Raw genomic sequence first — 24,759 nt, forward strand, 5'->3', positions numbered from 1 at the left:
GTTTTTTGGGCATTCCGACGGGCCGATGCGGCCCGTTTCAAGCTCGAAAATGCCTTATAACACAATCGTAACTACGGATTACAGATACGTTTTCGCCAACAGTTCCGCAACTTGCACGGCGTTCAATGCGGCGCCCTTGCGGATATTGTCGGAGACGATCCAGAGGTCGAGCCCGCGCGGATGCGAGATGTCCTCGCGGAGGCGTCCGACGAACACCGGGTCCTTACCCGCCGCGTCGCCGACCGGCGTCGGATAACCGCCCGCCTTGCGCTCGTCGACGACTTCCACGCCGGGGGCGCTTTGTAGCAACTCGCGGGCACGCTCCACCGTGATCTTGTCGCGGGTTTCGATATGCACGGCCTCGGCGTGGCCGAGGAAGACCGGCACGCGCACGGCGGTCGGGTTCACCTGGATCGACTCGTCGCCGAGGATCTTGCGCGTCTCCCAGACCATCTTCATCTCTTCGCGCGTGTAGCCGTTGTCCTGGAAGTCGTCGATGTGCGGGATCACGTTGAACGCGATCTGCTTGGTGAACTTCGACGGCTTGACCTCCTGGAAGTTGAGCAGCGCGGCGGTCTGGCGGCCGAGCTCCTCGATGCCCGAGCGGCCCGCGCCCGAGACCGACTGGTAGGTGGCGACGTTGATGCGCTCGATGCCGGCCTCGCGGTGGATCGGTGCGAGCGCGACGAGCAGCTGCATCGTCGAGCAGTTCGGGTTGGCGATGATGCCGCGCTTCGTGTAACCGGCGATCGCATCGGGATTGACCTCGCTGACCACGAGCGGGACGTCGTCGTCGCGGCGGAACTCCGACGTGTTGTCGATGACCACGGCGCCCGCTTCCGCGGCGCGCGGCGCGTGCACGCGGCTGACGCTGCCACCGGCCGAGAAGAACGCGATGTCGACGCCGGCGAAGTCGTACGTGGCGAGATCCTGCACGACCACCTGTTTGGCCCCGAACGCGATCTTCTCGCCGGCACTGCGCTCGCTCGCGAGCGGCACGAATTCCGAGATCGGGAATTTGCGCTCGAGCAGGATCGAGATCAGCGTTTCGCCGACGGCGCCGGTGGCGCCGACCAGAGCGACCTTGTACTTCTTGCTCATGCGGGTGTTGTCCTGGCAGGGATGCAGCGGAGGGAGGCGGAGCGGATCAGGGCGACGGCAGGCGCGGCAGCGCGCTGCCCGGAACGAGGTTGGGCGGATCGCCGGCACGCGGGCCGAGGCCGAGCGCGGCGGCGAGATTGGCCACCGCGAGCGCGACCATCGCGCGCCGCGTCGCGTGGCTCGCGCTCGCGATGTGCGGCGTGAGCACGACGTTGTCGCAGGCGAGCAGACGCTCGTGCACGACCGGCTCGCCCTCGAACACGTCGAGGCCCGCGCCGGCGATGCGCCCCGCGGCGAGCGCCTCGGCGAGCGCGGAATCGTCGACGATGCCGCCTCGTGCGAGGTTGACCAGCGTCGCGGTCGGCTTCATCGCCGCGAGCGCGGCGGCATCGATCACGTGATGGCTCGAGGCCGAGTACGGCAGCACGAGCACGAGATGGTCGGCTTCGGCGAGCAGGTCCTGGAACGGCACCCAGCGCGCGCGGCAGGCGGCCTCGACCGCGTCGGGCACGCGGCTTCGGTTGTGGTAGACCACGCGCATGTCGAAGCCGGCCGCGCGCCGCGCGATCGCCTGGCCGATACGCCCCATGCCGAGGATGCCGAGCGTCGCACCGTGCACGTCAGCGCCGAGCAGGCGGTCGAACGACCACTGCGTCCACGCGCCGGAACGCAGCCAGCGCTCGGCCTCGGTGACGCGCCGCGCGGTCGCGAGCAGCAGCGCCCAGGCGAAGTCGGCGGTGGTCTCGGTGAGCACGTCAGGCGTGTTGGTCGCGGCGACACCGACGGCAGCGAGCGCGGCGACGTCGAGGTTGTTGTAGCCGACGCCGACGTTGGCGACCGCGCGCAGGTGCTGCGCCTGCGCGATCGCCGTACCGTCGATGCGCTCGTTGAGCGTGACGAGCGCGCCGTCGACGTCGCGCAGCGCGGTCGCGATCTGCGCCGGGGAATGCTCGGCGACGTCGGCCGTCGTGACGACGTCGGCGTGTTCGCGCAGCGGCGCGAGCAGGTCGTCGAACAGCGGCTGCGAGACCCAGATGCGTGGACGGCTCATCGCGCGACCTCGCCCGGGATGCGTGGCGCGATCGCGCCGACATCGCCGCATTGCGCGCGGTGGCGCAGCGCGTGGTCGATCAGCACGAGCGCGAGCATCGCCTCGACGATCGGCGTCGCGCGCAGACCGACGCAGGGATCGTGGCGGCCCTTCGTTCGCACCTCGATCGGCTCGCCGGCGAGGTTCACGCTGCGCCCGTGCACGAGCAGGCTCGAGGTCGGCTTGAACGCGACGCTCGCGGTGATCGCCTGGCCGCTGCTGATGCCGCCGAGGATGCCGCCGGCGTGGTTGGACAGGAAACCCTGCGGCGTGATCTCGTCGCGGTGCTCGGTACCCTTCTGCGCCACCGCCGCGAAACCGTCGCCGATCTCGACGCCCTTGACCGCGTTGATCGACATGAACGCCGCGGCGAGGTCGGCGTCGAGCTTGCCGTAGATCGGCTCGCCCCAGCCCGGCGGCACGCCTTCGGCGACCACGTCGACGCGCGCACCGACCGAGTCGCCGGCCTTGCGCACCGCGTCGATGTAGGCCTCGAGCTCTTCGATCATCGAGGCGTCGGGCCAGAAGAACGGGTTGGTCTCGACGACGTCCGCATCGAACGCACCGGGCACGAGCGTGCCGATCTGCGAAACGTGGCCGCGCACGCGGATGCCGTGGTGCTCGGCGAGCCACTTCTTGGCGACAACGCCTGCGGCGACGCGCATGGTCGTCTCGCGCGCCGAGGAGCGGCCACCCCCGCGCGGGTCACGGATGCCGTACTTGTGCCAGTAGGTGTAGTCGGCGTGGCCGGGACGGAACGTTTCGAGCAGCTCACCGTAATCCTTCGAGCGCTGGTCGGTGTTGCGGATCAGCAGCGCGATCGGGGTGCCGGTGGTGCGGCCCTCGAACACGCCCGAGAGGATCTCGATCGCGTCGGTCTCGTGGCGCTGCGAGGTGTAGCGCGAGCGCCCGGTCGCGCGGCGCTCGAGGTCGGCGGCGAAATCGGCGGGATCGAGCGCGAGACCCGGCGGGCAGCCGTCGATCACGCAGCCGATCGCGGGACCGTGGCTCTCGCCGAACGTCGTGACGGTGAACAGTTTTCCGAAGGCGTTGCTCGACACGGGCATTCCGGCTGGTGGGGACATGCCCGCGGATCGTGCATCCCGTACGCGCGGGCGGCGGTGCGGAATCCGGCGTCGCCGGAAGGATCAGCCGCGCGCGGCGAGCGCGGCGCCGATCGCGCCGGCGTGCTCGACGAGGTCCTCGCGCGTGAGCACGAACACGCCCATCGCGCCGACATTGAACTCGACCCAGTTGAACGGCACCTGCGGCAGCAGCGCCGCGAGCGCGTGCTCGCTCTCGCCGACCTCGACGATGAGCACGCCGCCCTCCTCGAGATGGTCCGGTGCCTGCGCGAGGATGCGCAACGCGATGTCCAGGCCGTCCTCGCCCGCGGTCAAGCCTAGTTTCGGCTCATGACCGTATTCGGGCGGCAGCGCGGCGAATTCCTGCTCGGTCACGTACGGCGGGTTGCTGACGATGAGGTCGTAGCGCTCGCCCGCGATCCCGTCGAACAGGTCCGAGGCGATCGCGCGCACGCGCGCACCGACATCCTGATACTCGATGTTCTCGCGCGCGAGCGACAAGGCATCGTCGCTGACGTCGACGAGGTCGACCTGCCAGTCCGGGTTGTGCGACGCCATCGCGATGCCGATGCAGCCCGAACCGGTGCACAGGTCCAGCGCGCGCGCCACGTCGGTGTCCTCGAGCCACGGCGAGAAACCCGACTGGATCAGTTCGGCGATCGGCGAGCGCGGCACCAGCGCGCGTGTGTCGGACTTGAACTCGAGCCCCGCGAACCAGGCCTTGCCGGTCAGGTAGGCGACAGGCGTGCGGTTCGCGATGCGCGCCTCGAACAGCGCGAGCACGGCCTGCTTCTCGTCGGCGGTCAGGCGTGCCTGGCCGTAGGCCGGCGACAGGTCGTGCGGAAGGTGCAGCGCCTGCAGCACGAGGTGGGTCGCCTCGTCGAGCGCGTTGTCGTAGCTGTGGCCGAACGTGAGGCCGGCGGCGCCGAAGCGGCTCGCGCCGTAGCGGATGAAGTCGATGATCGAGGCGAGTTCGGCGGTCATGCGGCGGCGCAACGTCGGCGGGGGCCGGCCAGTATAAGCCGCGCGCGAGCCGCCATGCGGCACCGCGTCGTGCGTCGCGATGCCGCCGGCTATACTGGGCGGATGAATCGACTCCGCATGTCTGGACGGATCGGCGCGACGCCGCTCATCGTCATCGCCGCCCTCGCCGTCGCGATCGGCTTCTGGGCGGGTGCCCGCTGGTTCGCCGCGCCGCCACTCGCGCTGTCGACCGCGGTCATGTACCCGTCGCGCTCGGTGGTGCCCGAGTTCACGCTCGCGCGCGCCGACGGCAAGCCGCTGACACTGGCCGACTGGCAAGGCCACTGGACCGTCGTGTTCTTCGGCTTCACGAACTGCCCCGACATCTGCCCGAACACGCTCGGCACGTTCAAGCAGGTCTGGAACGACCTCGCCGCGCAGGGCAAGACCGACCGCCTGCGCTTCGATTTCGTCTCGGTCGACCCGCAGCGCGACACGCCCGAGCAGCTCGCGCGCTACGTCGGCTTCTTCCACCCCGATTTCGTCGCCGCGACCGGCAGCGACGACGAGCTCACGCGCCTGACCCGCGCGCTCGGCCTCGTCTACGCGCGCGGTCCCGAGGAGAACGGCACCTATTCGGTCGACCACAGCGCCTCGGTCGTGATCGTCGATCCGCAAGGCCGCCGTGCCGGCCTGTTCCGTCCGCCGTTCGAGGCCGCCCGCATCGTCGCCGACCTCGCCGTGCTCGCGGAGACGCCGTGATGCGCCCCTCGATCCTGCTGCAGTACGCGCTGCCGCACCGGCTGCTGACGCGCGTCGTCTACTGGGCGACGCGGCGCACATGGCGGCCGTGGAAGGATTTCCTGATCGGCCAGATCACACGCCGCTACCGCGTCGACCTGACCGAGGCGAAGACGGCCGACTTCGCCGCCTACCCGCATTTCAACGCGTTCTTCACGCGCGAACTCAAGGCCGGCGCGCGCCCGCTCGATCCCGATCCCGCCGCGCTGCTGTGCCCTGCCGACGGCCGCATCAGCCAGTCGGGCCCGATCGAGGCCGGCCGCATCTTCCAGGCCAAGGGCCAGTCGTTCACGGCCGCCGAACTGCTCGGCGACGAGGCCGAAGCCGCCGCCTACGCCGATGGCCACTTCGCGACCGTCTACCTGTCGCCGCGCGACTACCACCGCGTGCACATGCCGCTGGCCGGCGAACTGGTTTCGACGCTGCACGTGCCGGGCCGCCTGTTCAGCGTGGCGCCGTTCGCGGTCGCCGACATCCCGCGCCTGTTCGCGCGCAACGAGCGCCTGGTCTGCCATTTCCGCGGCGAGCACGGACCGTTCGCGGTGGTCATGGTCGGCGCGATGCTCGTGTCGAGCGTGTCGACCGTGTGGGGCGATCTCGAGATCCCGCCGTACGCCTCCAAGCCGTCGCCGAAGGACTACCGCGGTCGCGGCCTGCACCTCGCGCGCGGTGCCGAGATGGGCCGCTTCAACATGGGCTCGACCGTGATCGTGCTGCTGCCGCGCGGCGGCGGACGCTTCGAAGGCCTGATCCCGGAGCAGCCCGTGCGCATGGGCCAGCGCGTCGGCACGCTGCCAGGCTGAACCGCATCCCCCTCGCGAACGCAACCCGGGCCTCCACGGGGTCGTTTCAGCCGGAACGATGTGGTGCAATCGGGCGAACTGTGACCCAAGCGTCAGGCCTCGCCGCCTCGACGGCCTAGAATCGGGCAGACGGACGGTCGCGGAATCCCGATCGCCGCACATTCGCTACAGGGGAACCTCATGTCCATCCTCACCCGACTGATCGCCCTGACACGCGGCATGCAGTTGCGTCGCCAGTTCAAGGACATCGAGAAGGCCCTCGAGCAGCTCGCGCCGAACGCGCGCCGCCAGCTCGCCGCCCTCGCGATGCGCGAGTTCTCCAACGCCGCCAAGAGCGAGTTCCCGCACCTCTACGCCACGCCGCCCGACGCCAAGTACGCGCCGTGGGGCACCGGCACCGCGCTCGGCATGGAACGCATGCGTTCCGACAGCCTGCAGGTGCGCCTGCGCGGCGTCGCGCTGTGGCTGATCGTGTCGTTCCACGAGACCAAGGATTCGCCGTATCCCGAGCAGCGCGAGCTGCATCGCCAGGTCATGCGCACGCTGCGCACGCTCAAGGAATCGGCCAACCCCAGCGATTCCACCGACGCCTACTTCGCGGACCGCACGCAGGCTGCGTGAGGTCCCGCGGGCGCCTTCGGCGCCCATTCTCCCAACGCTCGAACTCCTCCCAGGCGCAGTACGCGTCTGCATGTTTCCTTTCGGCTGAAGCGGCGCCGAGAGCTGGGGTCAGGTTCATTTGCCCCCGACGACGTCCAGGCAGGTGGCGTTCGCGTCGGGCAAATGAACCTGACCCCGTACCGGATCATCGTGCACGGCCCCGCGGTTCAAGCCCCTAGATAACCGATCCAGCGCCGGAACCCTTCCCGGCTCAGGCTTCCCAGGGTCGCACCGTCCGATTCGAGTTCGATGCAGAACTCCGCGTCGTCCGGCAACGGATCAGCGAAGTATTCGTGGGTGAAAGGCGGATTCGGATTTCGCACCAGGCCGACTTGCCGCCAGCCTTGCGACGCGAACTCGCAGTAGTCCCAGCCGGTGTCTTCCACGCACTTGATCATCAGGAGCGGGCGCACGACCGCACGTTGATCGGCGCGCAGTTCGGCGGGATCTTCAGGCGCGTGGATGCACGTCGCCGCCGGACGGGCATCGCCATCGGGCTCTCCCTCCAGGGCGAGATGTACCTTGAGACCTGCGTAGACGACACGATCCTCCGGCCGGTACGCACCGAGTAGCTCGATGTCCAACGCCTCGAGCGGAAGATCGTCATCGACGGGTTCGGGCGTGGTGACACGCCAGTTCGATCCTGCGCGGATGTCGGCCAGGGAAATGTCGGCGATCTTCATGATGGCCTCCTGGAACACGATCGCGGCATGCCGATACCCTCCATGGGTCCGCCACACGGCGCTGCCCTCAGCGCGCTGAACACCCCGTCAGGCGGATCACCTGACCGACGCGGATCGGGTAATGCGGCCCACGGATGCCGTTCGCCTTCGCCAGATCCTCGACCTTGGCGCAGCCCGAGCGACGTGCGATCGCACCGAGATTGTCGCCCTTGCGCACCGTGTAGCTGCGCGTCGTCGTCGACGGTCCCGAGCGTGCCGCACGTGCGGCGGCGGGCTTCGCGGCCGAGGTCGTCGCGGTGGCGGAGCTGAGTTCGCCCGCAAGCGTGGCCCAGCGGCCGCTCGTGCACGAGCTCGCATAGACGGCCTCGAGCTGCGCCGGCACTTCCAGACGCGTGCCGACCGCGAGCTTGGTCTGCGGATCGAGCGCCGGGTTGAGGTTGCGCAGCACGCGGAACCAGCCATCCTGCACGCCTTCGTTGCCGAGGCACACGGTCAGTTCGGCGAGCGTCGCCGGCTGCTTGAGCACGAGGTTGCCGGCGCGGCCGTCGACCTTCGGGAACTGCAGGCGGTAGCGCTCCGGATGCAGGAACAGCCACGCTGCGGCGAGCACCATCGGCACGTAGTCGCGCGTCTCGGACGGCAGCTCGCCGTAGACCTTGGGATCCCAGAAGCTCGTCGCGCCGCCGCGGCCGGCGAGGCGCTGCATGCGGCCCTCGCCGCCGTTGTACGCGGCGACGACGAGTTCGAGGTTGCCGTTGAAGATCGCGAGCTGCTCGTTGATGTAGGCCGCGTTCGCGCGTGCCGACAGGCCCGGGTCGAAGCGCGTGTCGAAGCCGTCGACGCTGCCGAGGCCGAAACGCTGGCCGGTCGCGTACATGAACTGCAGCGGGCCCGACGCACCCGCACGTGACACCGCGTGCACGCGGCCACCCGATTCCTTGGCCAGCATGCCGAACAGCAGCGCCTCGGGAAGGCCGGCGCGGTGGTACTCGGGCCACATGCGGTAGCGCATGAACTGGTACTGCACGTACGCGGCCATCAGGTTCGGGCGGTACTGCGTGAGCCACTGCTCGAGGCCGGCCTTGACCGGATCGTTGAGGGTCATGATCTCGGCGAGCTCGCGGCCCTTGAGCAGCGTGATCGTGCGCTCGAGCGCGGGCAGGCTCGCGACCAGCGGCGAATCCTCGCCCGCGGTGTCGCCGGGCGCATCGGTTCCGGCCGCGACGGCGTCCTCGCCTGCTTCGTCGGCGACGTAGTCGACGCCGAGGCGCAGCAGGCGGTCGTAGGTCGACAGGAAGCGGTTCGCGTCGCATCCCGCGAGCGCGTCGCAGCGCGCCGCGGCACCCTGCAGGTCGTCGAGCGAGGCCTTGACCTCGTCACGCGCACGCACGCCTTCGCCGCCGCGCCCGAGCTGCAGCGCGGCCTCGTAGCGGCGCGCGTCTGCGTCGAGCTGCGCGTACAGCGCGTTGACGGCGTCCTCGTCGACCTTGCCGTTGGCACGTCCCTGCGACGGCTTGGTCCCGGCGCCCGCGCACGCGGTGAGGGTCGCGACGAGCGCGGCGAGGACACAGCGGGACAACACGGGCATGGCGGTTTTCCGGGTGGGCGACAGGCAACGGTAACCGAGCCGCGCCACGGGCGGCAAACGCAAGCCGTTCTCGCGGCCACACGCCCGAGCGCGCGCACCCTACAATGCCGCGCATCGCCCACCATCGCAGCACGGGGTCCACGCGTGAACGACATCCTCATCGGCAAGAGCGACATCGAGGTCCTGCTGCGCTCGCGCTACGCGAACCGTCACGGCCTCGTCGCCGGCGCGACCGGCACCGGCAAGTCGGTGACGCTGATGCTGCTCGCCGAGGGCTTCTCCAAGCTCGGCGTGCCGGTGTTCCTCGCCGACGTGAAGGGGGATCTCGCCGGGCTGTCGCAGGCCGGCGCGATGAACGACAAGCTGCAGGCACGCCTCGAGCGCCTCGGCACGACCTGGCAGGCCGGAGCGAACCCGGTGATCTTCTGGGACCTGCACGGTGCACTCGGCCATCCCGTGCGCACGACGATCTCGGACATGGGCCCGACCCTGCTCGGCCGCCTGCTCGAGCTCAACGACACCCAGCAAGGCGTGCTCGAGGTGGTGTTCCGAGCGGCCGACGACGACGGCCTGCTGCTGCTCGACCTCAAGGACCTGCGCGCGATGCTCACGCACGCGAGCGAGAACGCGAAGGTCATCTCGCAGAAGTACGGCCTGATCGGCAGCGCCTCGATCGCGGCGATCCAGCGCGCGTTGCTGACGCTCGAGGAAGCCGGCGCCGACCACTTCTTCGGCGAGCCCGCGCTCGACCTCGCCGATTTCATGCGCCAGGACATGTCCGGGCGCGGCATCATCAGCATCCTCGCGGCCGAGAAGCTCATCCTCAAGCCGCGCCTCTACGCGACGTTCCTGCTGTGGATGCTGTCGGAGCTGTTCGAGACCCTGCCCGAGGCCGGCGACCTCGATCGCCCGAAGCTCGTGTTCTTCTTCGACGAGGCGCACCTGCTGTTCGACGGTGCGCCGCCCGCGCTCGTGCAGCGCATCGAGCAGGTCGTGCGCCTGATCCGCTCCAAGGGTGTCGGCGTGTACTTCTGCTCGCAGAATCCCGACGACGTGCCGCAGGTCGTGCTCGGCCAGCTCGGCAACCGCGTGCAGCACGCGCTGCGTGCGTTCACGCCGCGCGACCAGAAGGCCGTGCGCGCGGCCGCCGAGACCTTCCCGCCGAACCCGTCCGTGAACGTGGTCGAGGCGATCACCCAGCTCGCAGTCGGCGAGGCACTCGTGACGACGCTGCAGGACGGCGGCGTGCCGCTGCCCGTGCAGCGCGCGCTGATCGCGTCACCGGGCTGCCGCATCGGCACGATCACGCCCGAGGAGCGCGCCACGGTGCGTTCGCGCTCGCCGGTCGGCGCGCGCTACGACACCTCGATCGACCGCGAATCGGCCTACGAGATGCTAGCCGCACGCGCCGCGAGCGAGGCCGAGGCGGAGGCTGCCGCGGCGCCCGCACCCGCCGGCAAGGGCGGCAAGGCCAAGGCCGGCGCGCCGGCCGAGGAGCGCGGCTGGACCGACGCGGTCAAGGATGCCGTGCTAGGCACGTCGCGCCGCCAAGGCATCCTCGAGACGATGTCGAAAACGGCCGCACGCAGCGTCGCCAGCCAGATCGGTCGCCAGCTCGGCGGTGGCAAGATCGTGCGCGGCCTGCTCGGCAGCATCTTCCGCTCGCGCTGAGGATCGCGCGTTGGGTCGCTGGCGTCCTCCCGCGGCGGTGTCGTCGCCGCTGATCACCGCCGAAGGCAAGCAGCGCCTGCAGGCCGAGCTCGACGACCTCTGGCGCGTGCGCCGGCCCGAGGTGGTCGCCGCGATCACGGCGGCTGCGGCCGAAGGCGACCGCTCCGAGAACGCCGAATACATCTACCGCAAGAAGCAGCTCGCCGAGATCGACCGCCGCGTGCGCTACCTGAGCAAGCGCATTCCGGACCTGCGCGTCGCGGAGGGCGTGCCCGCGGACCCGCAGGCGATCTTCTTCGGTGCGCGCTTCGTGCTCGAGGACGACGACGGTGCGACCACGGCCTACCGAATCGTCGGCTCCGACGAGACCTCGGCCGCGACGAACGCGATCAGCATCGATGCGCCGCTCGCGCGTGCCGCACTCAAGCGCCGCGTCGGCGACGAGTTCGAGGTCGCCACGCCGTCGGGCACGCACGCCTACCTCGTGGTCTCGGTCGCCTACGACGGCTGAAGCGCCGCACCGTCCTCGCGTGCACCACGGCGCGAGGCCCCGCAAACGAAAAACCCCGGCGCAAAGCCGGGGTCTTCGTGTCGCCTCGCGCAGGCTTCAGGCCTGCGCCGGTGCGATCAGGGCGTGACGGGCAGGTAGACGCGATAGGTCGACTCGCCGGCCTCGTCGGTACCGGTGATCTCGTCCCAGAAGCGACCGCCGTTCATCTCGCTGTACTCGTAGCCGTGGGTCTCGGCCCAGGCCTTCTCCTGCAGGCGGAGCAGCGGGAGCGCCGCGGCGCTGCCGGTGTAGTCGGTCACGAGCGCCTTGCCGGTGTAGCCGGTCGTCGCGCGGACCTCGTCCTCGAGCACGAGGTAGCCCTTGTCGTCGACCTGGCCGACCGTCGTCGTCGCCGGCGCGGCGGGCTCGTCGTCGATGAAGCCCGACGATGCGTCGGCGGCGTGCGAAGCGGCGGCCGGGATCGTGTAGCTGTTCTTGTCGAGCGTGAACGTCGCGTTGTCGACCGGGATCGCGACATCGAACGAGTAGCTGTCGTCACCCCAGTTCGAGGTGATCGTCATGCGCGGACCGGCGGCGTTGAGGCCGGCCTTCTTCATGACGGCCTCGATGCGCGCGGCGGCGGCATCCGTCGCCTCGGCGACCTCGTCGAGCGTGCGCGGCGCCTTGACCGACAGGAACAGCATCGGCTTGCCGACGACGTCGGCGACCTGGATGTCCTGGTTCGAGTAGTCGGTGTTCGGGAACGTGGCGAGCATGTTGGACAGGTTGGCCACGTTCGCCTGGACCATGTTGTCCGGCGTGCCGTGGATGTACAGGCCCGCGTAGCGCCACATCAGGTTCCAGCCGTAGTCGACCTCGTAGGTCCAGTAGATACGCGAGGTCTTCGCGTTCGCGGCCGGATCGATGCGGATCGTGTAGGTCTTGTTGGTGCCGGCCCACGTGTTCGTGACCGCGTACTTGACCTGGCTGTCCTGGTCGGACGAGGCGATCTCGAGGCTGCCGTCGCCGACCGCCTGGCTCGTCGCGTGGTAGTCCACCTTCGCACCGACGCCGTCGCGCGGGCCCGAGAACTCGACGCGCATCGTCGGGTCCATGCGGCGCTCGGCCGACCATTCCGGGAAGCGCTGCAGCGTATTGATCGTGTCGTAGATCTGCCGCACGGGGCTGGACACCTCGACGGAACGCTCGACGCGGCCACTCGAGGGCAGGAACACACCGACCAGCACGATCAGCGCGCCCACGATCAACAGGGACACCAGCAACTCTAGAACACGTGTCATTCCAAGCCTCTCCACGACATGATCGCGCGCCGGACCGGCCGATCTCCGGGCCCTCCGGCACGCAGCGAACCGGGCTGTCGCGGGTGAGGCCCGACGTCGCGATCGACGCCTGCTCCCCCACGCACCCGCGCCCGTAGGCCGGGCATGGTACTTGAGTCCGGGGCGCGGTGGCTACGGGCCGAATGGCCCACATGAAAGGCCCGCGACAGGATCGGGGCGCTCAGACGATGCCGAGCTCGAAAGCCTTCAGGACCGCGCGCGTACGGTCGCGCACGCCGAGCTTGGACAGGATGTTGGACACGTGGTTCTTGACCGTGCCTTCGGCAACCCCCAGCGAATTGGCGATCTCCTTGTTGCTGTAGCCGCCCGCCATGAGCCGCAGGATGCCGGTCTCGCGCTCGGTGAGCGGATCGGGGCGGTCCAGGCTCGTGAAGTCGTTGTGCATGCGCTCCAGGCCCGACAGCAGCCGCTGCGTGACCACCGGCGCGACCAGCGAGCCGCCTCCGGCCACGACCTTGACCGCATCGACGAGCTGGTCGAGCGAGACGTCCTTGAGGAGGTAGCCGCGTGCACCGGCCTTGAGGCCCGCCAGCACCAGCTGATCGTCGTCGAACGTGGTCAGGATGATCGTCGGCGGCAACTGGTTCGTTCCGGCCAGTGCGTTCAGCACGTCAAGGCCCGACATGCCGGGCATGCGCATGTCGAGCAGGACGACATCGGGCTTCACCTGCGGGATCAGCTGGACCGCCTGCGCGCCGTCGCCCGCCTCGGCCACGACGCGGATCGAGTCCGAAAGCTCGAGCAGCGAGCGGATGCCCTGGCGCACCAGGGTCTGGTCATCGACGAGGCAGACCGAAATCATTGCGTTCCCTCCAGTGGCAGCCAGGCATCGAGCGCGAAGCCCTCGCCCCTGGCCGTGACGATATCGAGGCGGCCGCCGAACTGCGACAGGCGCTCGCGCATGCCGTTGAGTCCGTTGCCGTGCCTGAGCTGCGGCGCACCGCGACCGTCGTCGCGGGCACGGATGGCGATGCCACCCTTGCCGTCGCGCTCGAACGCGAGCCACAGGTTGCGCGCACCGGCGTGGCGCACCGCGTTGGTGATGATCTCCTGCGCGCAGCGCAGCAGGACCTGCGCGCGCCGCGCGTCGTCGACCGCGAAACGCGGCGGCAGTTCGAGGTGGATCGCGAGGCCGGGCACACCTTCCACGAGGCCGCGCAGCGCGCCGGTGAGATCGATGCTGTCGTCCTCGCGCAGCTGGCTGACCACCTCGCGCACGTCCGAGAGCAACAGGCGCGCGACCGACTGGGCCTGGCGCACGTGCTCCTGGGCCTGTCCGGCGACGAGGTGGCTGGCGACCTCGAGGTTGAGGCTCAGCGCGGTGAGATGGTGGCCGACCAGGTCGTGCAGCTCGCGCGAGATGCGCATGCGCTCGCCGAGGCGGCTCGACTCGGCGAGCAGCGCGCGTGTCGCGCGCAGCTCGGCATTGAGTCGCCGCTGCTCGTCGCGCGCCTCGGCCTGCTGCTTGGCCACGAGGGAGGTCACGAAACTCAGTACCGAGATGCCGAGGTAGAGGCTCGACTGCATGAAGGCCAGCGTGAACGACCAGTCCGGCCAGCTCGCGAAGATCGGCAGGACCGAGAAGTTCTGCAGGACCATCCAGACGAGGCCGACCAGCGGTGGCAGGATCCACGGCAGTGTCACCGACACGACGACGAGGAAGAGCGCCGACAGCGCGCTCTGGCTGAGCCAGCCCACCGCGAGCGCGAGCCCGTTGAGCAACAGGAGCAGCGCGATCTGCCAGACCCGGCGCAGCGCCGTGGGGTGGCGCACGCCCATGTCGTGGGTGAGGTACCAGAACACGAGTCCGAACGTGATGTAGCAACCCAGCCACAGGTCGTAGAAGTACGCCGGCCGGCCACGCCCGATCATTTCGTCCACGACGGTGTCGTAGTTGAGCAGCGGGATGCCGACGCACGCGTAGGTGAACAGGCTCGCGTAGCGCAGCAGCTGGACGTGGTTGATGTACGGCAGCGCCATGCGGCCATGATAGGCGCCGGACCGCGCCCCGCAACCTGCCCATTGGTCATTCCCGGGCGACCTGGCGGCCTACATTTTTTTCATGGCCCTGTGTCCGGGTGCATGCGATAATCGCCGCCATCCGCGCCGCCCCCGGGTCGAGCGCCGCACCCTGCCGGAGCAACCGACAGCATGACCCTCGTCATCCGCGACGTGCGCGAGCACGAGCTCGATTCCGCGCTCGCGCTCAACAACGCCGTCGGACACAGCATCCTCGCGCTCGACGCGGCCCGGATGCGCTGGTTCCACGCGAACGCCTCGTACTTCCGCGTCGCCGAAGTGGATGGCGTGATCGCCGGCTTCCTCATGGCGATGCACGCCTCGGTGGACTACTCGAGCCCCAACTTCCTGTGGTTCCGCGAGCGCTACCCGGAGTTCGTCTACATCGACCGCATCGTCATCGCCGAGCCGTACCGCGGCCTCGGCCTCGGCCGCATCTTCTACTGCGACGTGACGAGCTACGCCGAGGTCCGCGTGCCACTGCTCACCTGCGAGGTGTTCCTCGAGCCGCGCGACGACGTCGCCGTGCTGTTCCACGGCACCTACGGCTTCAACGAGGTCGGTCAGCACGTCATGCCCGGCGTGGGCCGACCGGTGAGCCTGCTCGCCAAGTCGTTGTGCAGCTACGAGTTCGTGCGCGACACCTACCTCGCCGCCGGTCCGGGCCACCTGCCTGCCCAGCCGTGGCTGGCCGAGCGCTTGCCCGCGCCCACCGAACCTCGCGCCGCGCGCGCGAGCGGCGGCTGACCGCGCGTCCATGGCGGATCCGAAATCCTTCGAACCCGCGGCCGAGCTCAAGTTCGGCCAGGTCGGCATCGCGAACCTGCGCCTCAAGCGCTACGACCCGGACGGCATGGCCGCCGAGCTCGCGTCGAAACTCGCCACCGCACCGCAGCTGTTCTCGCGCACGCCGGTCGTGCTCGACCTGAGCCACCTGCCCGCGCTGCCGGCCGAAACCGACGTGCGCGACCTGCTCGCGCGCATCCACGCCGCGGGCATGCTGCCGGTCGGACTCTCGTACGGCACCACCGAGAACGAGGCGCTCGCGCGCGCGCTCGACGTGCCGCTGTTCGCCAAGTTCCGCGCCGCGTTCGAGCGCGCCGGCGAACCGCTCGTCGAAGTGCCCGGCCCTGCGGCAACCACGGCGCCCGCGCCTGTCGCACCCGAGCCCGCTGCTTCACGCCCGACGCCTCCGCCACCGAGCCGCCGCACCGGCACGCTGCATCAGGACGCGCCCGTGCGCTCGGGGCAGCAGGTCTACGCGCGCGGCGGCGACCTCGTGCTGACCAAGCTCGTCGCCAACGGTGCCGAAGTGATCGCCGACGGTTCGATCCATGTCTACGGCGCCTTGCGCGGCCGCGCGCTGGCCGGCGCGCAGGGCGACGAGAGCGCACGCATCTACTGCCAGGAGTTCCACGCCGAGCTCGTCTCGATCGCGGGGCACTACCGGGTGTTCGAGGATCTTCCCGCCGACCTGCGTGGCAAGCCCGTGCAGGCGTGGCTGGAGGGGGAAAAACTGCTGTTGGCCAGGCTCGGCTGACCGCGGACCATCACAAGAGCCACACGGAGAATGGACCTTGACTGAAATCATCGTCGTCACGTCCGGCAAGGGCGGAGTGGGCAAGACCACGACGAGTGCGTCGCTGTCGGTCGGCCTCGCCAAGCGCGGCAAGAAGGTCGCCGTCATCGATTTCGACGTCGGCCTGCGCAACCTCGACCTCATCATGGGCTGCGAGCGCCGCGTCGTGTACGACTTCGTCAACGTCATCCACGGCGAGTGCACGCTCAAGCAGGCGCTCATCAAGGACAAGCGCTACGACACGCTGTTCGTGCTCGCCGCGTCGCAGACGCGCGACAAGGACGCGCTCACCAAGGAAGGCGTCGAGACCGTGCTCAACGGCCTGCGCGAGGACGGCTTCGATTTCGTCATCTGCGACTCGCCCGCCGGCATCGAGAAGGGCGCCGCGCTCGCGATGTACTTCGCCGACCAGGCGGTCGTCGTGGTCAACCCGGAAGTCTCGAGCGTGCGCGATTCGGACCGCATCCTCGGTCTGCTGTCGAGCAAGACGCGCAAGGCCGAACTCGGCGAGGGCGCCGTCGCCCAGCACCTGCTGCTGACGCGCTACAACCCGAACCGCGTCGAGACGGGCGACATGATGAGCGTCAAGGACGTGCAGGAGATCCTCGGCATCGAGGTGATCGGCGTGATCCCGGAATCCGAAGGCGTGCTCGCGGCCTCGAACGCCGGCGTGCCGGTGATCCTCGACGACAGTTCCCACGCCGGCCACGCCTACGAGGACGCGGTCGCGCGCCTGCTCGGCGAGAGCCGTCCGCTGCGCTTCATCGACGCGACGAAGAAAGGCCTGTTCGCACGCATCTTCGGGAGCTGAGCATGGGAATCCTCGATTTCTTCAAGGCCCGACCGAAGAACACCGCCAACGTCGCCAAGGAGCGCCTGCGCATCATCGTCGCGCAGGAACGTGCGCAACGCGGCAGCCCGGACTACCTGCCGACGTTGCGCCGCGAGCTGCTCGAGGTGATCAAGAAGTACGTCAACGTCGATCCCGACGCCGTGCTGATCAACGTCGAGCGCGACGGCGACCACGAAGTGCTCGAACTGTCGGTCGCGCTGCCCGAGAAGGGCACCGCCACCGGCGCCGACTGATGCGCGCGTGCTGACGCTGGCCGACATCGACGGCGCGTCCGTCGACGCACTGCTCGCGCAGCACGGCCTGCGCCTCGAGCGTGTCGCCGACGGCGCGCCGATCCCGGGCAGCTTCTGGGGCGATCCCGAAGCCGGCGTGATCGGCAGCACCGTCTACGCACGCGGCGACACGCCCGTGCATTCGCTGCTGCACGAGAGCTGCCACCTCGCCGTGCTGCCTCCCGAGCGTCGCGCCGGCGTGCACACCGATGCGAGCGACTCGGTCGCCGAGGAAGACGCCACCTGCTACCTGCAGGTGGTGCTCGCCGATGCCCTGCCCGATGTCGGCAGCGAGCGCCTCATGGCCGACATGGACGCCTGGGGCTACACGTTCCGGCTCGGCTCGACGCGCGCCTGGTTCGAGCGCGATGCCGACGACGCACGGCTCTGGCTGGCCGAGCGCGGACTGCTTCCCGCGCGCTGAGCGAGCACCGCTTCACACCCTCCCCGCCTGCCTCTTGCGCGCCCGCGAGCGCGCGGTCCAGACTGCCCGACCGATCTGACGGGGAGCTCTTTCGTGACGTCCACGCGACTGTTTCTAGCCCTTTCCTGCGCGCTCGCCGCGAGCGCCTGCACGACCACGCCCAAGCGCGCCGACACCGCCGCGCCGCCGGTCAAGACCGCCGCCGAGGCCGACGCGTTCGTCGCCGGCGTCAACCAGTCGATCCGCGACCACTACGTCGAGGAGGTCGCCGCGCAGTGGGTCGCCAACACCTACATCAGCCGCGACACCGAAGTGCTCGAGTCGAAAGCGAGCGAGCGCTCGCTGACCCGCCTCAAGGAAGCGATCGACGCCTCGCGCGCCTACGAGGGCGCGGGCATGTCGGCACCGACCGCACGCTCGATCGAACTGCTCGAGCGCCTGAGCCCGATGCCCGCACCGGAGGATCCGGCCCACCTCGCCGAGATGGCCGGGCTCGGCTCGCGCCTCAACGCCGCCTACGGCGCCGGCAAGGCCTGCAAGAACCCGCAGGACGAGAAGACCTGCCGCAACCTCGACCAGCTCTCGCAGACGATGGCGACGAATCGCGCCTGGGATGCCAACCTCGAGGCCTGGCAGGGCTGGCACGGCGTCGCGCGCGCGATGCGCCCCGACTACCAGCGCTTCGCCGAACTGCTCAACGAGGGTGCGCGCGACACCGGCTACGGCGATGCCGGCGAGCTGTGGCGCTCGGGCTACGACATGGAGCCGCAGGCGATGCGCGCCGAGACCGAGCGCCTGTGGGGCCAGGTCGAACCGCTGTACACGCAGCTGCAGTGCTTCGTGCGCGGCCGCCTCGACAAGAAGTACGGCAAGCGCATGCCGACCGACGGAACCATCCCCGCGCACATCACCGGCAACATGTGGGCGCAGGACTGGTCGGCGCTGTACGAGCTCGTGCAGCCGTTCCCGGGCGTGGCCGGCATCGACGTCGACGCCGCGCTCAAGCGCCAGAAGTACACGCCCGAGAAGATGGTGCGCAGCGCCGAGGCGTTCTACACCTCGCTCGGCATGCCGGCGCTGCCGGCGACGTTCTACGAGCGTTCGCAGTTCGTGCGCCCGCGCGACCGCGACGTGGTCTGCCACGCGAGCGCGTGGGACCTCAACCTCGAAGGCGACGTGCGCATCAAGATGTGCATCACGCCGACCGAGGAAGACTTCCGCACGATCTACCACGAGCTCGGCCACATCTATTACTACTTGGCCTACAACGGCCTGCCGCCGCTGTTCCAGAACGGCGCGCACGACGGCTTCCACGAGGCGATCGGCGACACCGTCGAGCTCAACCTGACGCCGGCCTACCTCAACCGCATCGGCCTCGCCGGCAAGACGCGCGCGAACGACAAGGCGCTGGTCAACGCGCAGATGCAGCTCGCGCTCAAGAAGATCGCGTTCCTGCCGTTCGGCAAGCTCATCGACGAATGGCGCTGGGGCGTGTTCGACGGCTCGATCACGCCGCAGAACTACAACGCCGCGTGGTGGGACCTGCGCGTGAAGTACCAGGGCGTGTCGGCGCCCGTGCCGCGCACCGAGCAGGATTTCGATCCCGGCGCGAAGTACCACGTGCCCGGCAACACGCCGTACATGCGCTACTTCCTCGCCCATATCCTGCAGTTCCAGTTCCAGCGCGCGCTGTGCAGGAAGGCCGGTCACGAAGGCCCGCTGCACGAATGCTCGATCTTCGGCAACAAGGAGGCCGGCGAGGCGTTCTGGGCCATGCTCGGCAAGGGCTCGAGCCAGCCCTGGCAGGAGACGCTCAAGACGCTGACCGGTGATGACGGCATGGACGCGAGCGCGATCCTCGACTACTTCGAGCCGCTCAACGCGTGGCTGGCCAAGCAGAACGAAGGCAAGACCTGCGGCTGGAAGCAGGGTTCGTAAGCGCAGGCACGGTCCGGCCGCCGCGAGGCGGGCGGACCGGGCGCGACACCACACCGGGGGATACACCATGCAACGCTGGATCAAGCTGCCCGACGGCCGCTTCGTCGACGCCAACCGCATCGCCTACGTCGGCAAGGTCGACACGTTCAACCGCTACGACGAGGACGGCAACGATCTCGGCCTCGCCTACACCGTGAACCTCGGCACCGAGGTCTCGCGCGAGAACCATCTCAACGTCATCGGCACCAAGGACGAGGTGTTCGGCATGCTGCGCCAGATCCTCGGCGGCGGCGCCGCGCCGCCCGCGACTCAGACCTGAGCCTCGCCGGGCGGCAGGCGCCGCTCGACGACGCGGCAGGCGATCCACGCGATCGCACCGGCGAGCGTGGTGCCCGCGGCGGTCAGCGCGAGTGCGACCGCGCTGCCCGAGATCAGCGGCGAGACCACGCCCGCGAGCAGTGCGCAGAACACGAGGCTGAAGAACGTCTGCAACGACGACGCGCTGCCGCGATGCTGCGGGAAGCGGTCGAGCAGGCGCAGCGTCAACGACGGCATGGCGATGCCGATGCCGATCGCGTGCAGGCCGATCGGCAGTACCGACCACGGCACGCGCGACGTCTCCAGCACGAACGCCGTTGCCACGTTGAGCGCCGACGCACCGAGCATGATCGCGTAGGCGAGCCGCACCGAGTTGACCATGCTGACGCGCCCGGCCAGGCGCCCGGAGAGGAACGAGCCGAGCATGAGCCCGCCGATCGCGGGCACGAACAGCCACGCGAACTGCTGCTCGTCGAGGCCGAGCAGGCCCATCACGAAGGCCGGCGCGGACGCGATGTAGACGAACAGCGCGTTGAAACCGAGCGTGCCCGCGAGCACGAGCGGCACGAACAGCGGATCGCGCAGCAGGTGCAGGTAGCCGTGCAGCATCGCGCGCGGCGACAGCGGCTGGCGCCGCGCGGGTGGATGTGTCTCGGGCAGCCACGCGAAGCTCGCCAGCCACAGCAGCACCGCGAAACCCGCGAGCGCCCAGAAGATCATCGGCCACTGCGCGAACGCGATGATCCAGCCGCCGACCACCGGTGCGATCGCGGGCGCGACGCCGAAGATCATCGATACGGTCGACATGAGGCGCTGTGCGTCGGCGCCCGTGAAGCAGTCGCGGATGATCGCGCGGCCGACGATGAAGCCGGCGCCCGCCGTCACGCCCTGCAGCGCGCGGAACACGAGCAGTTCGCCGATCGAGCGCGACAGCGCGCAACCGATCGACGCGAGCACGAACAGGGCGACGCCGCCCAGCACGACGCGACGGCGTCCGATCGCGTCCGACAGCGGACCGTGCAGCAGCGACATGAGCGCGTAGGCGACCATGTACACGCTCAGCGTCTGCTGCATCGCGACCGGCGTCGTGTCGAGATCGCGTGCGATCGCGTGGAACGCCGGGAACATCGTGTCGATCGAGAACGGCCCGAACATCGCCAGCGCAGCGAGCAGCGGCGCGAGCACGCGGACGCGCGGCGTGAAGGATTCGGCGGGGGGCGGCGGCGCGGACATCGGGGGCGGCATGCTAAGCGCTCACGACCGGCGCGTCATCCGCCGGACGTCGTGGTGGCGCCGCGAAGCCGCTGCGCTTCGCTCAGGCCCCGCGCGCGAGCGCGTTGAGCCGCACGGCGACGAACTCGATGTGACCGCTCGCGGCACGGCGTGCGCGTTCGGCATCACGCGACAGGATCGCGTCGAGCAGCGCGCGGTGCTGCACGCGCAGCTGCTGCGCCGTGCGTGACTGCGGCTCGAGGCCGGCGAGGCTGAGCTGCACGTGGTCGTGCAGCAGCGCGAGCAGCGAGGCGATCAGGTACGAGAACACCGGGTTGTGCGTGGCGTCGGCGATCGCGCGGTGGAACGCGACGTCGCTGCGGATCTGCTCGCGTCGCTCGGAGCCGGCGTAGGCCTTGTCGACGTCGACGAGCGCAGCCTCGAGGCGTACGCGATCGGCGGCATCGTGGCGCAAGGCGGCGAGCTCGGCGGCGCGGCTCTCGAGCATCGCGCGGAACTCGACGAGGTCGCCCTGCAGCATCGGATGGCGCTGCGCCATGTCGAGCCAGATCTCGGCCATGCGGCGGTCGGACTGCTCGACCACGTAGGTGCCGTCGCCCTGGCGTCGTGCCAGCCAGCCGCGCGAGACGAGGCTGCCGACGGCCTCGCGCACGGTCGCGCGCGACACCCCGAGCGACTCGGCCAGCATGCGCTCCGAAGGCAGGCGCTTGCCTGGCGCGTAACGGCCCTCGAGCACGGCCTGTTCGAGATGGGCGGTGACCTGGTCGAGCTGGCTGGACATGGCGCGGCGACGGGCTTCGTAAAACTGGTCTGACCAATATACCGCGCCTGCGGCATCGGACCACACTCGCCGCCAGCCAGCCCTGAGACCCCGATGAGCCCGCCCGTTCCAGCCCTGCCGACGCCGCGCGACGTCTACTTCTTCGCCACCTGCGTGGTCGACATGTTCGAGCCCGAGGCCGGCCTCGACGCGATCGCCGTGCTCGAGCACGCGGGCCTGCGCGTGACGTTCCCCGAGGCCCAGACCTGCTGCGGCCAGCCCGCCTACACGACCGGTTTCCCCGAGGAGGCGCTGCGCGTCGCGCGCGCCCAGCTCGACCTGTTCCCCGAACCGTGGCCGATCGTCGTGCCGTCGGGCTCGTGCGCGGGCATGATCCACCACCACTGGCCGCGCCTGTTCGCGCACGATGCCGAGCTCTCCAAGCGCGCGCGCGACATCGCCGCGCGCGTCGTCGAGTTCACCGACTTCGTGGTCGGCACGCTCGGCCTCGACCTCGCCGATGCCGACGACGCCCCCGTGAAGGTCGCGCTGCACACCTCGTGCAGCGCGCGCCGCGAGATGGACACGCTGCGCAGCGGCCGTGCCGTGCTCGCCGCCCTGCCCGGCGTCGAGCTCGCCCATCACGACCACGAATCGGAATGCTGCGGCTTCGGCGGCACGTTCTCGGTCAAGCATCCCGAGATCTCGGCGGCGATGGCCGGCGACAAGCTCGACGCGATCGCCGCGACCGGCTGCAGCACGTTCGTCAGCGCCGATTGCGGCTGTCTGCTCAACCTCAACTCGACGCTCGCCAAGCGCGGCACGCCGCTGCGCGGCCGTCATGTCGCGAGTTTCCTGCGCGAACGCCTGCGCATCGCCGCCGTGGAGCACGGTCCGTGAGCGCGCAGGCCTCGCAGCGCGCCCGCAGCGCGATCTTCGCGCGCCTGCGCGACGCCGACGCGCCGGTGCCGCACGCCGTGCCCGACGTGCAAGGCTATTACGACGGCCTGCCCGCGACGCCGGGCCACGCCGCCACGTCCTTCGCCGAGCGCGCGCGCGGTTGGCAGGCCGAGGTGATCGAGACGACACCCGAGGGCTGGCCGGCCGCACTGGCCGCGCTCGTTGCCGAGCGCCGCCTGCGCCGCGTGCTCGCCGGACGCGACACCGCGATCGCCGACACGCTCGCCGCCGTCCTGCCGTCGATGGACCTGCACTGGTACGACGAGTCGCTCGAGACCTTCAAGCCGACGCTGTTCAACGAGGTCGACGCCGGCATCACGACCACGCTCGGCGGCATCGCCGAGACCGGCAGCCTGATCCTGTGGCCCGACGTGCGCGAGCCGCGCACGCTGTCGCTGGTACCGCCGCTGCACATCGCCATCCTGCGCGCGAGCACGCTGCAGCCGACCCTGCACGCGGCCATGCACGCGCAGGGCTGGGCCGCGGCGATGCCGACCAACGTGCTGCTCGTGACGGGACCGTCCAAGACCGCCGACATCCAGCGCCTGCTCGTCTACGGCGCGCACGGGCCGAAGCAGCTCGTGATCCTGCTCGTGCGCGACGAGGCCTCGACGTGAGCGCCGTGCGTCCGGTCGCCGATCCACTCGCGTTCAAGGACAACGCGCGCATCGTCGTCGCCGACCCGGTGCTGCGCCGCAGCTTCCGTGGCGCGATGGACTTCCTCACCGACAAGCGCGCCGCGCAGTTCCCCGACGTCGCCGGCTTCAACCGTCTGCGCGCGCTCGGCGAATCGATCCGCCAGTACGCGCTCGCCAACCTGCCGCAGCTGCTCGGACAGCTCGAGGAGCGCCTCGCCGAGCGCGGCGTGCACGTGCATTGGGCCGAGAACGCCGAGGATGCGAACCGCCTGTTCCTCGAGATCGCGCAGCGCCACGACGCGAAGCTCATGGTCAAGGGCAAGTCGATGGTGAGCGAGGAGATCGAGCTCAACCACCGCATGGCCGAACACGGCATCGACTGCGTCGAGACCGACATGGGCGAGTACATCCTGCAGCTCGACCACGATCGCCCGAGCCACATCATCATGCCGGCGATCCACAAGACCAAGGAAGACGTCGCCAGGATCTTCGCCGAGCACATCCCCGGCGCCGGCTACACCGAGGACGTCAACGAACTCATCGCGATCGGCCGCCGCGCGCTGCGCGACAAGTTCGCGACCGCGAAGATCGGCGTATCGGGCGTGAACTTCCTCGTCGCCGAGACCGGCTCGATCGTGCTCGTCGAGAACGAGGGCAACGGCCGCCTGTCCACGACCGTGCCCGACGTGCACATCGCGATCACCGGCATCGAGAAGGTCATCGCCAGGCTCGAGCACGTGGCACCGTTGTTCACGTTGCTCACGCGCTCGGCCACCGGCCAGGCCGTGACGACCTACCTCAACGTCATCAGCGGCCCGCGCCGCGAGGGCGAGAAGGACGGCCCGCGCGAGCAGCACCTGATCCTGCTCGACAACGGGCGCACCCAGGCCTACCGCGAGGAGCGCTTCCGCGCGACGCTGCAGTGCATCCGCTGCGGCGCCTGCATGAACCACTGCCCGGTCTACGCGCGCGTCGGCGGGCTTTCCTACGGCACGACCTACCCCGGCCCGATCGGCGCGATCATCTCGCCGCACCTCATGAACCTCGAGTCCACGCGCGACCTGCCCACGGCGTCGAGCCTGTGCGGTGCCTGTGGCGAGGTCTGCCCGGTCGGCATCCCGATCCCGGACCTGCTCATGCGCCTGCGCGAGGCAGCCCGCCACGACGAGCCCGTGGCACAGCAGCGCAAGGCGTTGAAGGGCCAGGGGGGCGCGCGTAGGATGCTCGAGGTCGCCGCCTGGAAAGGCTGGCGACTCGTGTATGCGAACAGCCGGATCTACCGGCTCGTCACGTGGCTCGCCACGCGATGCCGTCGCCTCGTCCCCGGTCGCCAGGCAGGCTGGACCGATACCCGCGTGGCCTTGCGCCCCGCATCCCGCTCGCTGCGCGAACGACTGGCGCAGCGGCGTCCGACACCGATTCCCATGGACGACACGAGCAAGCCCGCGGCCTGAGGGAGGCCGCCGGAC

26 protein-coding genes are annotated in these 24,759 nt (G+C 69.8%); 15 read left to right on the forward strand and 11 right to left on the reverse strand.

What is annotated here, in order from left to right; genetic code table 11:
• Positions 1 to 78 precede the first annotated feature (78 nt).
• The 4 genes from ACQQ2N_RS21255 to prmB form a co-directional block, all read right to left on the reverse strand.
• Positions 79 to 1,101, reverse strand: a complete 1,023-nt coding sequence (locus ACQQ2N_RS21255) for an aspartate-semialdehyde dehydrogenase (RefSeq protein WP_440223577.1) — start codon at positions 1,099 to 1,101, stop codon at positions 79 to 81.
• Between the two features lie 46 nt (positions 1,102 to 1,147).
• Positions 1,148 to 2,152, reverse strand: a complete 1,005-nt coding sequence (locus ACQQ2N_RS21260) for a 2-hydroxyacid dehydrogenase (RefSeq protein ID WP_440223578.1) — start codon at positions 2,150 to 2,152, stop codon at positions 1,148 to 1,150.
• The gene (gene aroC / locus ACQQ2N_RS21265; RefSeq protein WP_440223579.1) at positions 2,149 to 3,252 is read right to left on the reverse strand and encodes a chorismate synthase; all 1,104 of its coding nucleotides are present in this window, start codon (positions 3,250 to 3,252) and stop codon (positions 2,149 to 2,151) included. The genes ACQQ2N_RS21260 and aroC overlap by 4 nt, the downstream gene beginning before the upstream one ends.
• A gap of 87 nt (positions 3,253 to 3,339) precedes the next feature.
• Positions 3,340 to 4,260: a 50S ribosomal protein L3 N(5)-glutamine methyltransferase gene (gene prmB / locus ACQQ2N_RS21270; protein ID WP_440223580.1), complete on the reverse strand. Its 921-nt coding sequence runs from the start codon at positions 4,258 to 4,260 to the stop codon at positions 3,340 to 3,342.
• A gap of 117 nt (positions 4,261 to 4,377) precedes the next feature.
• Between prmB and ACQQ2N_RS21275 the strand changes: the two genes are divergently transcribed.
• From ACQQ2N_RS21275 to ACQQ2N_RS21285, 3 genes are all read left to right on the forward strand, one after another.
• The gene (locus ACQQ2N_RS21275; RefSeq protein ID WP_440223581.1) at positions 4,378 to 5,001 is read left to right on the forward strand and encodes an SCO family protein; all 624 of its coding nucleotides are present in this window, start codon (positions 4,378 to 4,380) and stop codon (positions 4,999 to 5,001) included.
• A complete protein-coding gene (gene asd, locus ACQQ2N_RS21280) occupies positions 5,001 to 5,843 on the forward strand; it encodes an archaetidylserine decarboxylase (protein WP_440223582.1) in 843 nt (280 codons plus the stop codon). Before ACQQ2N_RS21275 ends, asd begins: the two co-directional genes overlap by 1 nt.
• 180 nt (positions 5,844 to 6,023) lie before the next feature.
• On the forward strand, positions 6,024 to 6,464 hold the full coding sequence (locus tag ACQQ2N_RS21285) for a hypothetical protein (RefSeq protein ID WP_440223583.1): 441 nt from the start codon (positions 6,024 to 6,026) through the stop codon (positions 6,462 to 6,464).
• Between the two features lie 206 nt (positions 6,465 to 6,670).
• Here the strand turns inward: ACQQ2N_RS21285 and ACQQ2N_RS21290 are convergent, their stop codons facing one another.
• Together ACQQ2N_RS21290 and ACQQ2N_RS21295 are read right to left on the reverse strand one after the other, a co-directional pair.
• Positions 6,671 to 7,186 carry a hypothetical protein gene (locus ACQQ2N_RS21290; RefSeq protein WP_440223584.1) on the reverse strand — a complete coding sequence of 172 codons (516 nt, stop codon included), beginning with the start codon at positions 7,184 to 7,186 and terminating at the stop codon, positions 6,671 to 6,673.
• Positions 7,187 to 7,253: 67 nt separating this feature from the next.
• Positions 7,254 to 8,774 (reverse strand): transglycosylase SLT domain-containing protein, encoded by a 1,521-nt coding sequence (locus ACQQ2N_RS21295; RefSeq protein ID WP_440223585.1) that lies wholly within the window; start codon positions 8,772 to 8,774, stop codon positions 7,254 to 7,256.
• 144 nt (positions 8,775 to 8,918) lie between these two features.
• Here ACQQ2N_RS21295 and ACQQ2N_RS21300 point away from each other — a divergent pair, with 144 nt between their 5' ends.
• Positions 8,919 to 10,445, forward strand: a complete 1,527-nt coding sequence (locus ACQQ2N_RS21300; RefSeq protein ID WP_440223586.1) for a helicase HerA-like domain-containing protein — start codon at positions 8,919 to 8,921, stop codon at positions 10,443 to 10,445.
• Positions 10,446 to 10,455: 10 nt separating this feature from the next.
• Positions 10,456 to 10,956, forward strand: a complete 501-nt coding sequence (greB, locus tag ACQQ2N_RS21305) for a transcription elongation factor GreB (protein ID WP_440223587.1) — start codon at positions 10,456 to 10,458, stop codon at positions 10,954 to 10,956.
• Positions 10,957 to 11,072: 116 nt separating this feature from the next.
• On the opposite strand, the gene ACQQ2N_RS21310 is transcribed toward greB, so the two are convergent.
• From ACQQ2N_RS21310 to ACQQ2N_RS21320, 3 genes are all read right to left on the reverse strand, one after another.
• A complete protein-coding gene (locus tag ACQQ2N_RS21310) occupies positions 11,073 to 12,212 on the reverse strand; it encodes a hypothetical protein (RefSeq protein ID WP_440223588.1) in 1,140 nt (379 codons plus the stop codon).
• A gap of 244 nt (positions 12,213 to 12,456) precedes the next feature.
• On the reverse strand, positions 12,457 to 13,098 hold the full coding sequence (locus ACQQ2N_RS21315; RefSeq protein ID WP_440223589.1) for a response regulator: 642 nt from the start codon (positions 13,096 to 13,098) through the stop codon (positions 12,457 to 12,459).
• Complete coding sequence (locus ACQQ2N_RS21320; RefSeq protein WP_440223590.1) at positions 13,095 to 14,276, reverse strand: sensor histidine kinase; 1,182 nt, start codon at positions 14,274 to 14,276, stop codon at positions 13,095 to 13,097. The genes ACQQ2N_RS21315 and ACQQ2N_RS21320 overlap by 4 nt, the downstream gene beginning before the upstream one ends.
• Positions 14,277 to 14,447: 171 nt before the next feature.
• Here ACQQ2N_RS21320 and ACQQ2N_RS21325 point away from each other — a divergent pair, with 171 nt between their 5' ends.
• The 7 genes from ACQQ2N_RS21325 (at position 14,448) to ACQQ2N_RS21355 (ending at position 19,700) form a co-directional block, all read left to right on the forward strand.
• Entirely contained in the window at positions 14,448 to 15,062 is a 615-nt protein-coding gene (locus ACQQ2N_RS21325; RefSeq protein ID WP_440223591.1) for a GNAT family N-acetyltransferase, read from the forward strand.
• A gap of 10 nt (positions 15,063 to 15,072) precedes the next feature.
• Positions 15,073 to 15,855, forward strand: coding sequence for a septum site-determining protein MinC (minC, locus tag ACQQ2N_RS21330; protein WP_440223592.1), 783 nt, complete (start codon positions 15,073 to 15,075; stop codon positions 15,853 to 15,855).
• Positions 15,856 to 15,892: 37 nt separating this feature from the next.
• On the forward strand, positions 15,893 to 16,705 hold the full coding sequence (gene minD / locus ACQQ2N_RS21335) for a septum site-determining protein MinD (protein WP_440223593.1): 813 nt from the start codon (positions 15,893 to 15,895) through the stop codon (positions 16,703 to 16,705).
• Between the two features lie 2 nt (positions 16,706 to 16,707).
• Entirely contained in the window at positions 16,708 to 16,980 is a 273-nt protein-coding gene (gene minE, locus ACQQ2N_RS21340; protein ID WP_440223595.1) for a cell division topological specificity factor MinE, read from the forward strand.
• A gap of 7 nt (positions 16,981 to 16,987) precedes the next feature.
• Complete coding sequence (locus ACQQ2N_RS21345; RefSeq protein ID WP_440223596.1) at positions 16,988 to 17,443, forward strand: hypothetical protein; 456 nt, start codon at positions 16,988 to 16,990, stop codon at positions 17,441 to 17,443.
• A 93-nt stretch (positions 17,444 to 17,536) separates the two neighbouring features.
• Positions 17,537 to 19,381: a M2 family metallopeptidase gene (locus ACQQ2N_RS21350; protein ID WP_440223597.1), complete on the forward strand. Its 1,845-nt coding sequence runs from the start codon at positions 17,537 to 17,539 to the stop codon at positions 19,379 to 19,381.
• A gap of 67 nt (positions 19,382 to 19,448) precedes the next feature.
• The gene (locus ACQQ2N_RS21355) at positions 19,449 to 19,700 is read left to right on the forward strand and encodes a hypothetical protein (RefSeq protein WP_440223598.1); all 252 of its coding nucleotides are present in this window, start codon (positions 19,449 to 19,451) and stop codon (positions 19,698 to 19,700) included.
• Here ACQQ2N_RS21355 and ACQQ2N_RS21360 read toward each other — a convergent pair.
• Positions 19,691 to 20,944, reverse strand: coding sequence for a multidrug effflux MFS transporter (locus ACQQ2N_RS21360; protein ID WP_440223599.1), 1,254 nt, complete (start codon positions 20,942 to 20,944; stop codon positions 19,691 to 19,693). The genes ACQQ2N_RS21355 and ACQQ2N_RS21360 overlap by 10 nt on opposite strands.
• Before the next feature lie 70 nt (positions 20,945 to 21,014).
• The gene (locus tag ACQQ2N_RS21365; protein ID WP_440223600.1) at positions 21,015 to 21,713 is read right to left on the reverse strand and encodes a FadR/GntR family transcriptional regulator; all 699 of its coding nucleotides are present in this window, start codon (positions 21,711 to 21,713) and stop codon (positions 21,015 to 21,017) included.
• A 93-nt stretch (positions 21,714 to 21,806) separates the two neighbouring features.
• On the opposite strand from ACQQ2N_RS21365, the gene ACQQ2N_RS21370 reads away from it, so the two are divergent.
• Genes ACQQ2N_RS21370 through ACQQ2N_RS21380 form a run of 3 tightly spaced genes read left to right on the forward strand, consistent with a single transcriptional unit; the run spans position 21,807 to position 24,744 of the window.
• Positions 21,807 to 22,592, forward strand: coding sequence for a (Fe-S)-binding protein (locus tag ACQQ2N_RS21370; protein ID WP_440223601.1), 786 nt, complete (start codon positions 21,807 to 21,809; stop codon positions 22,590 to 22,592).
• The gene (locus ACQQ2N_RS21375; protein ID WP_440223602.1) at positions 22,589 to 23,269 is read left to right on the forward strand and encodes a LutC/YkgG family protein; all 681 of its coding nucleotides are present in this window, start codon (positions 22,589 to 22,591) and stop codon (positions 23,267 to 23,269) included. Before ACQQ2N_RS21370 ends, ACQQ2N_RS21375 begins: the two co-directional genes overlap by 4 nt.
• The gene (locus ACQQ2N_RS21380; protein ID WP_440223603.1) at positions 23,266 to 24,744 is read left to right on the forward strand and encodes a LutB/LldF family L-lactate oxidation iron-sulfur protein; all 1,479 of its coding nucleotides are present in this window, start codon (positions 23,266 to 23,268) and stop codon (positions 24,742 to 24,744) included. Before ACQQ2N_RS21375 ends, ACQQ2N_RS21380 begins: the two co-directional genes overlap by 4 nt.
• Positions 24,745 to 24,759 lie beyond the last annotated feature (15 nt).

Origin of the sequence: Dokdonella aquatica, assembly GCF_051987395.1 — a bacterium.
Taxonomy (GTDB): Bacteria; Pseudomonadota; Gammaproteobacteria; order Xanthomonadales; family Rhodanobacteraceae; genus Dokdonella.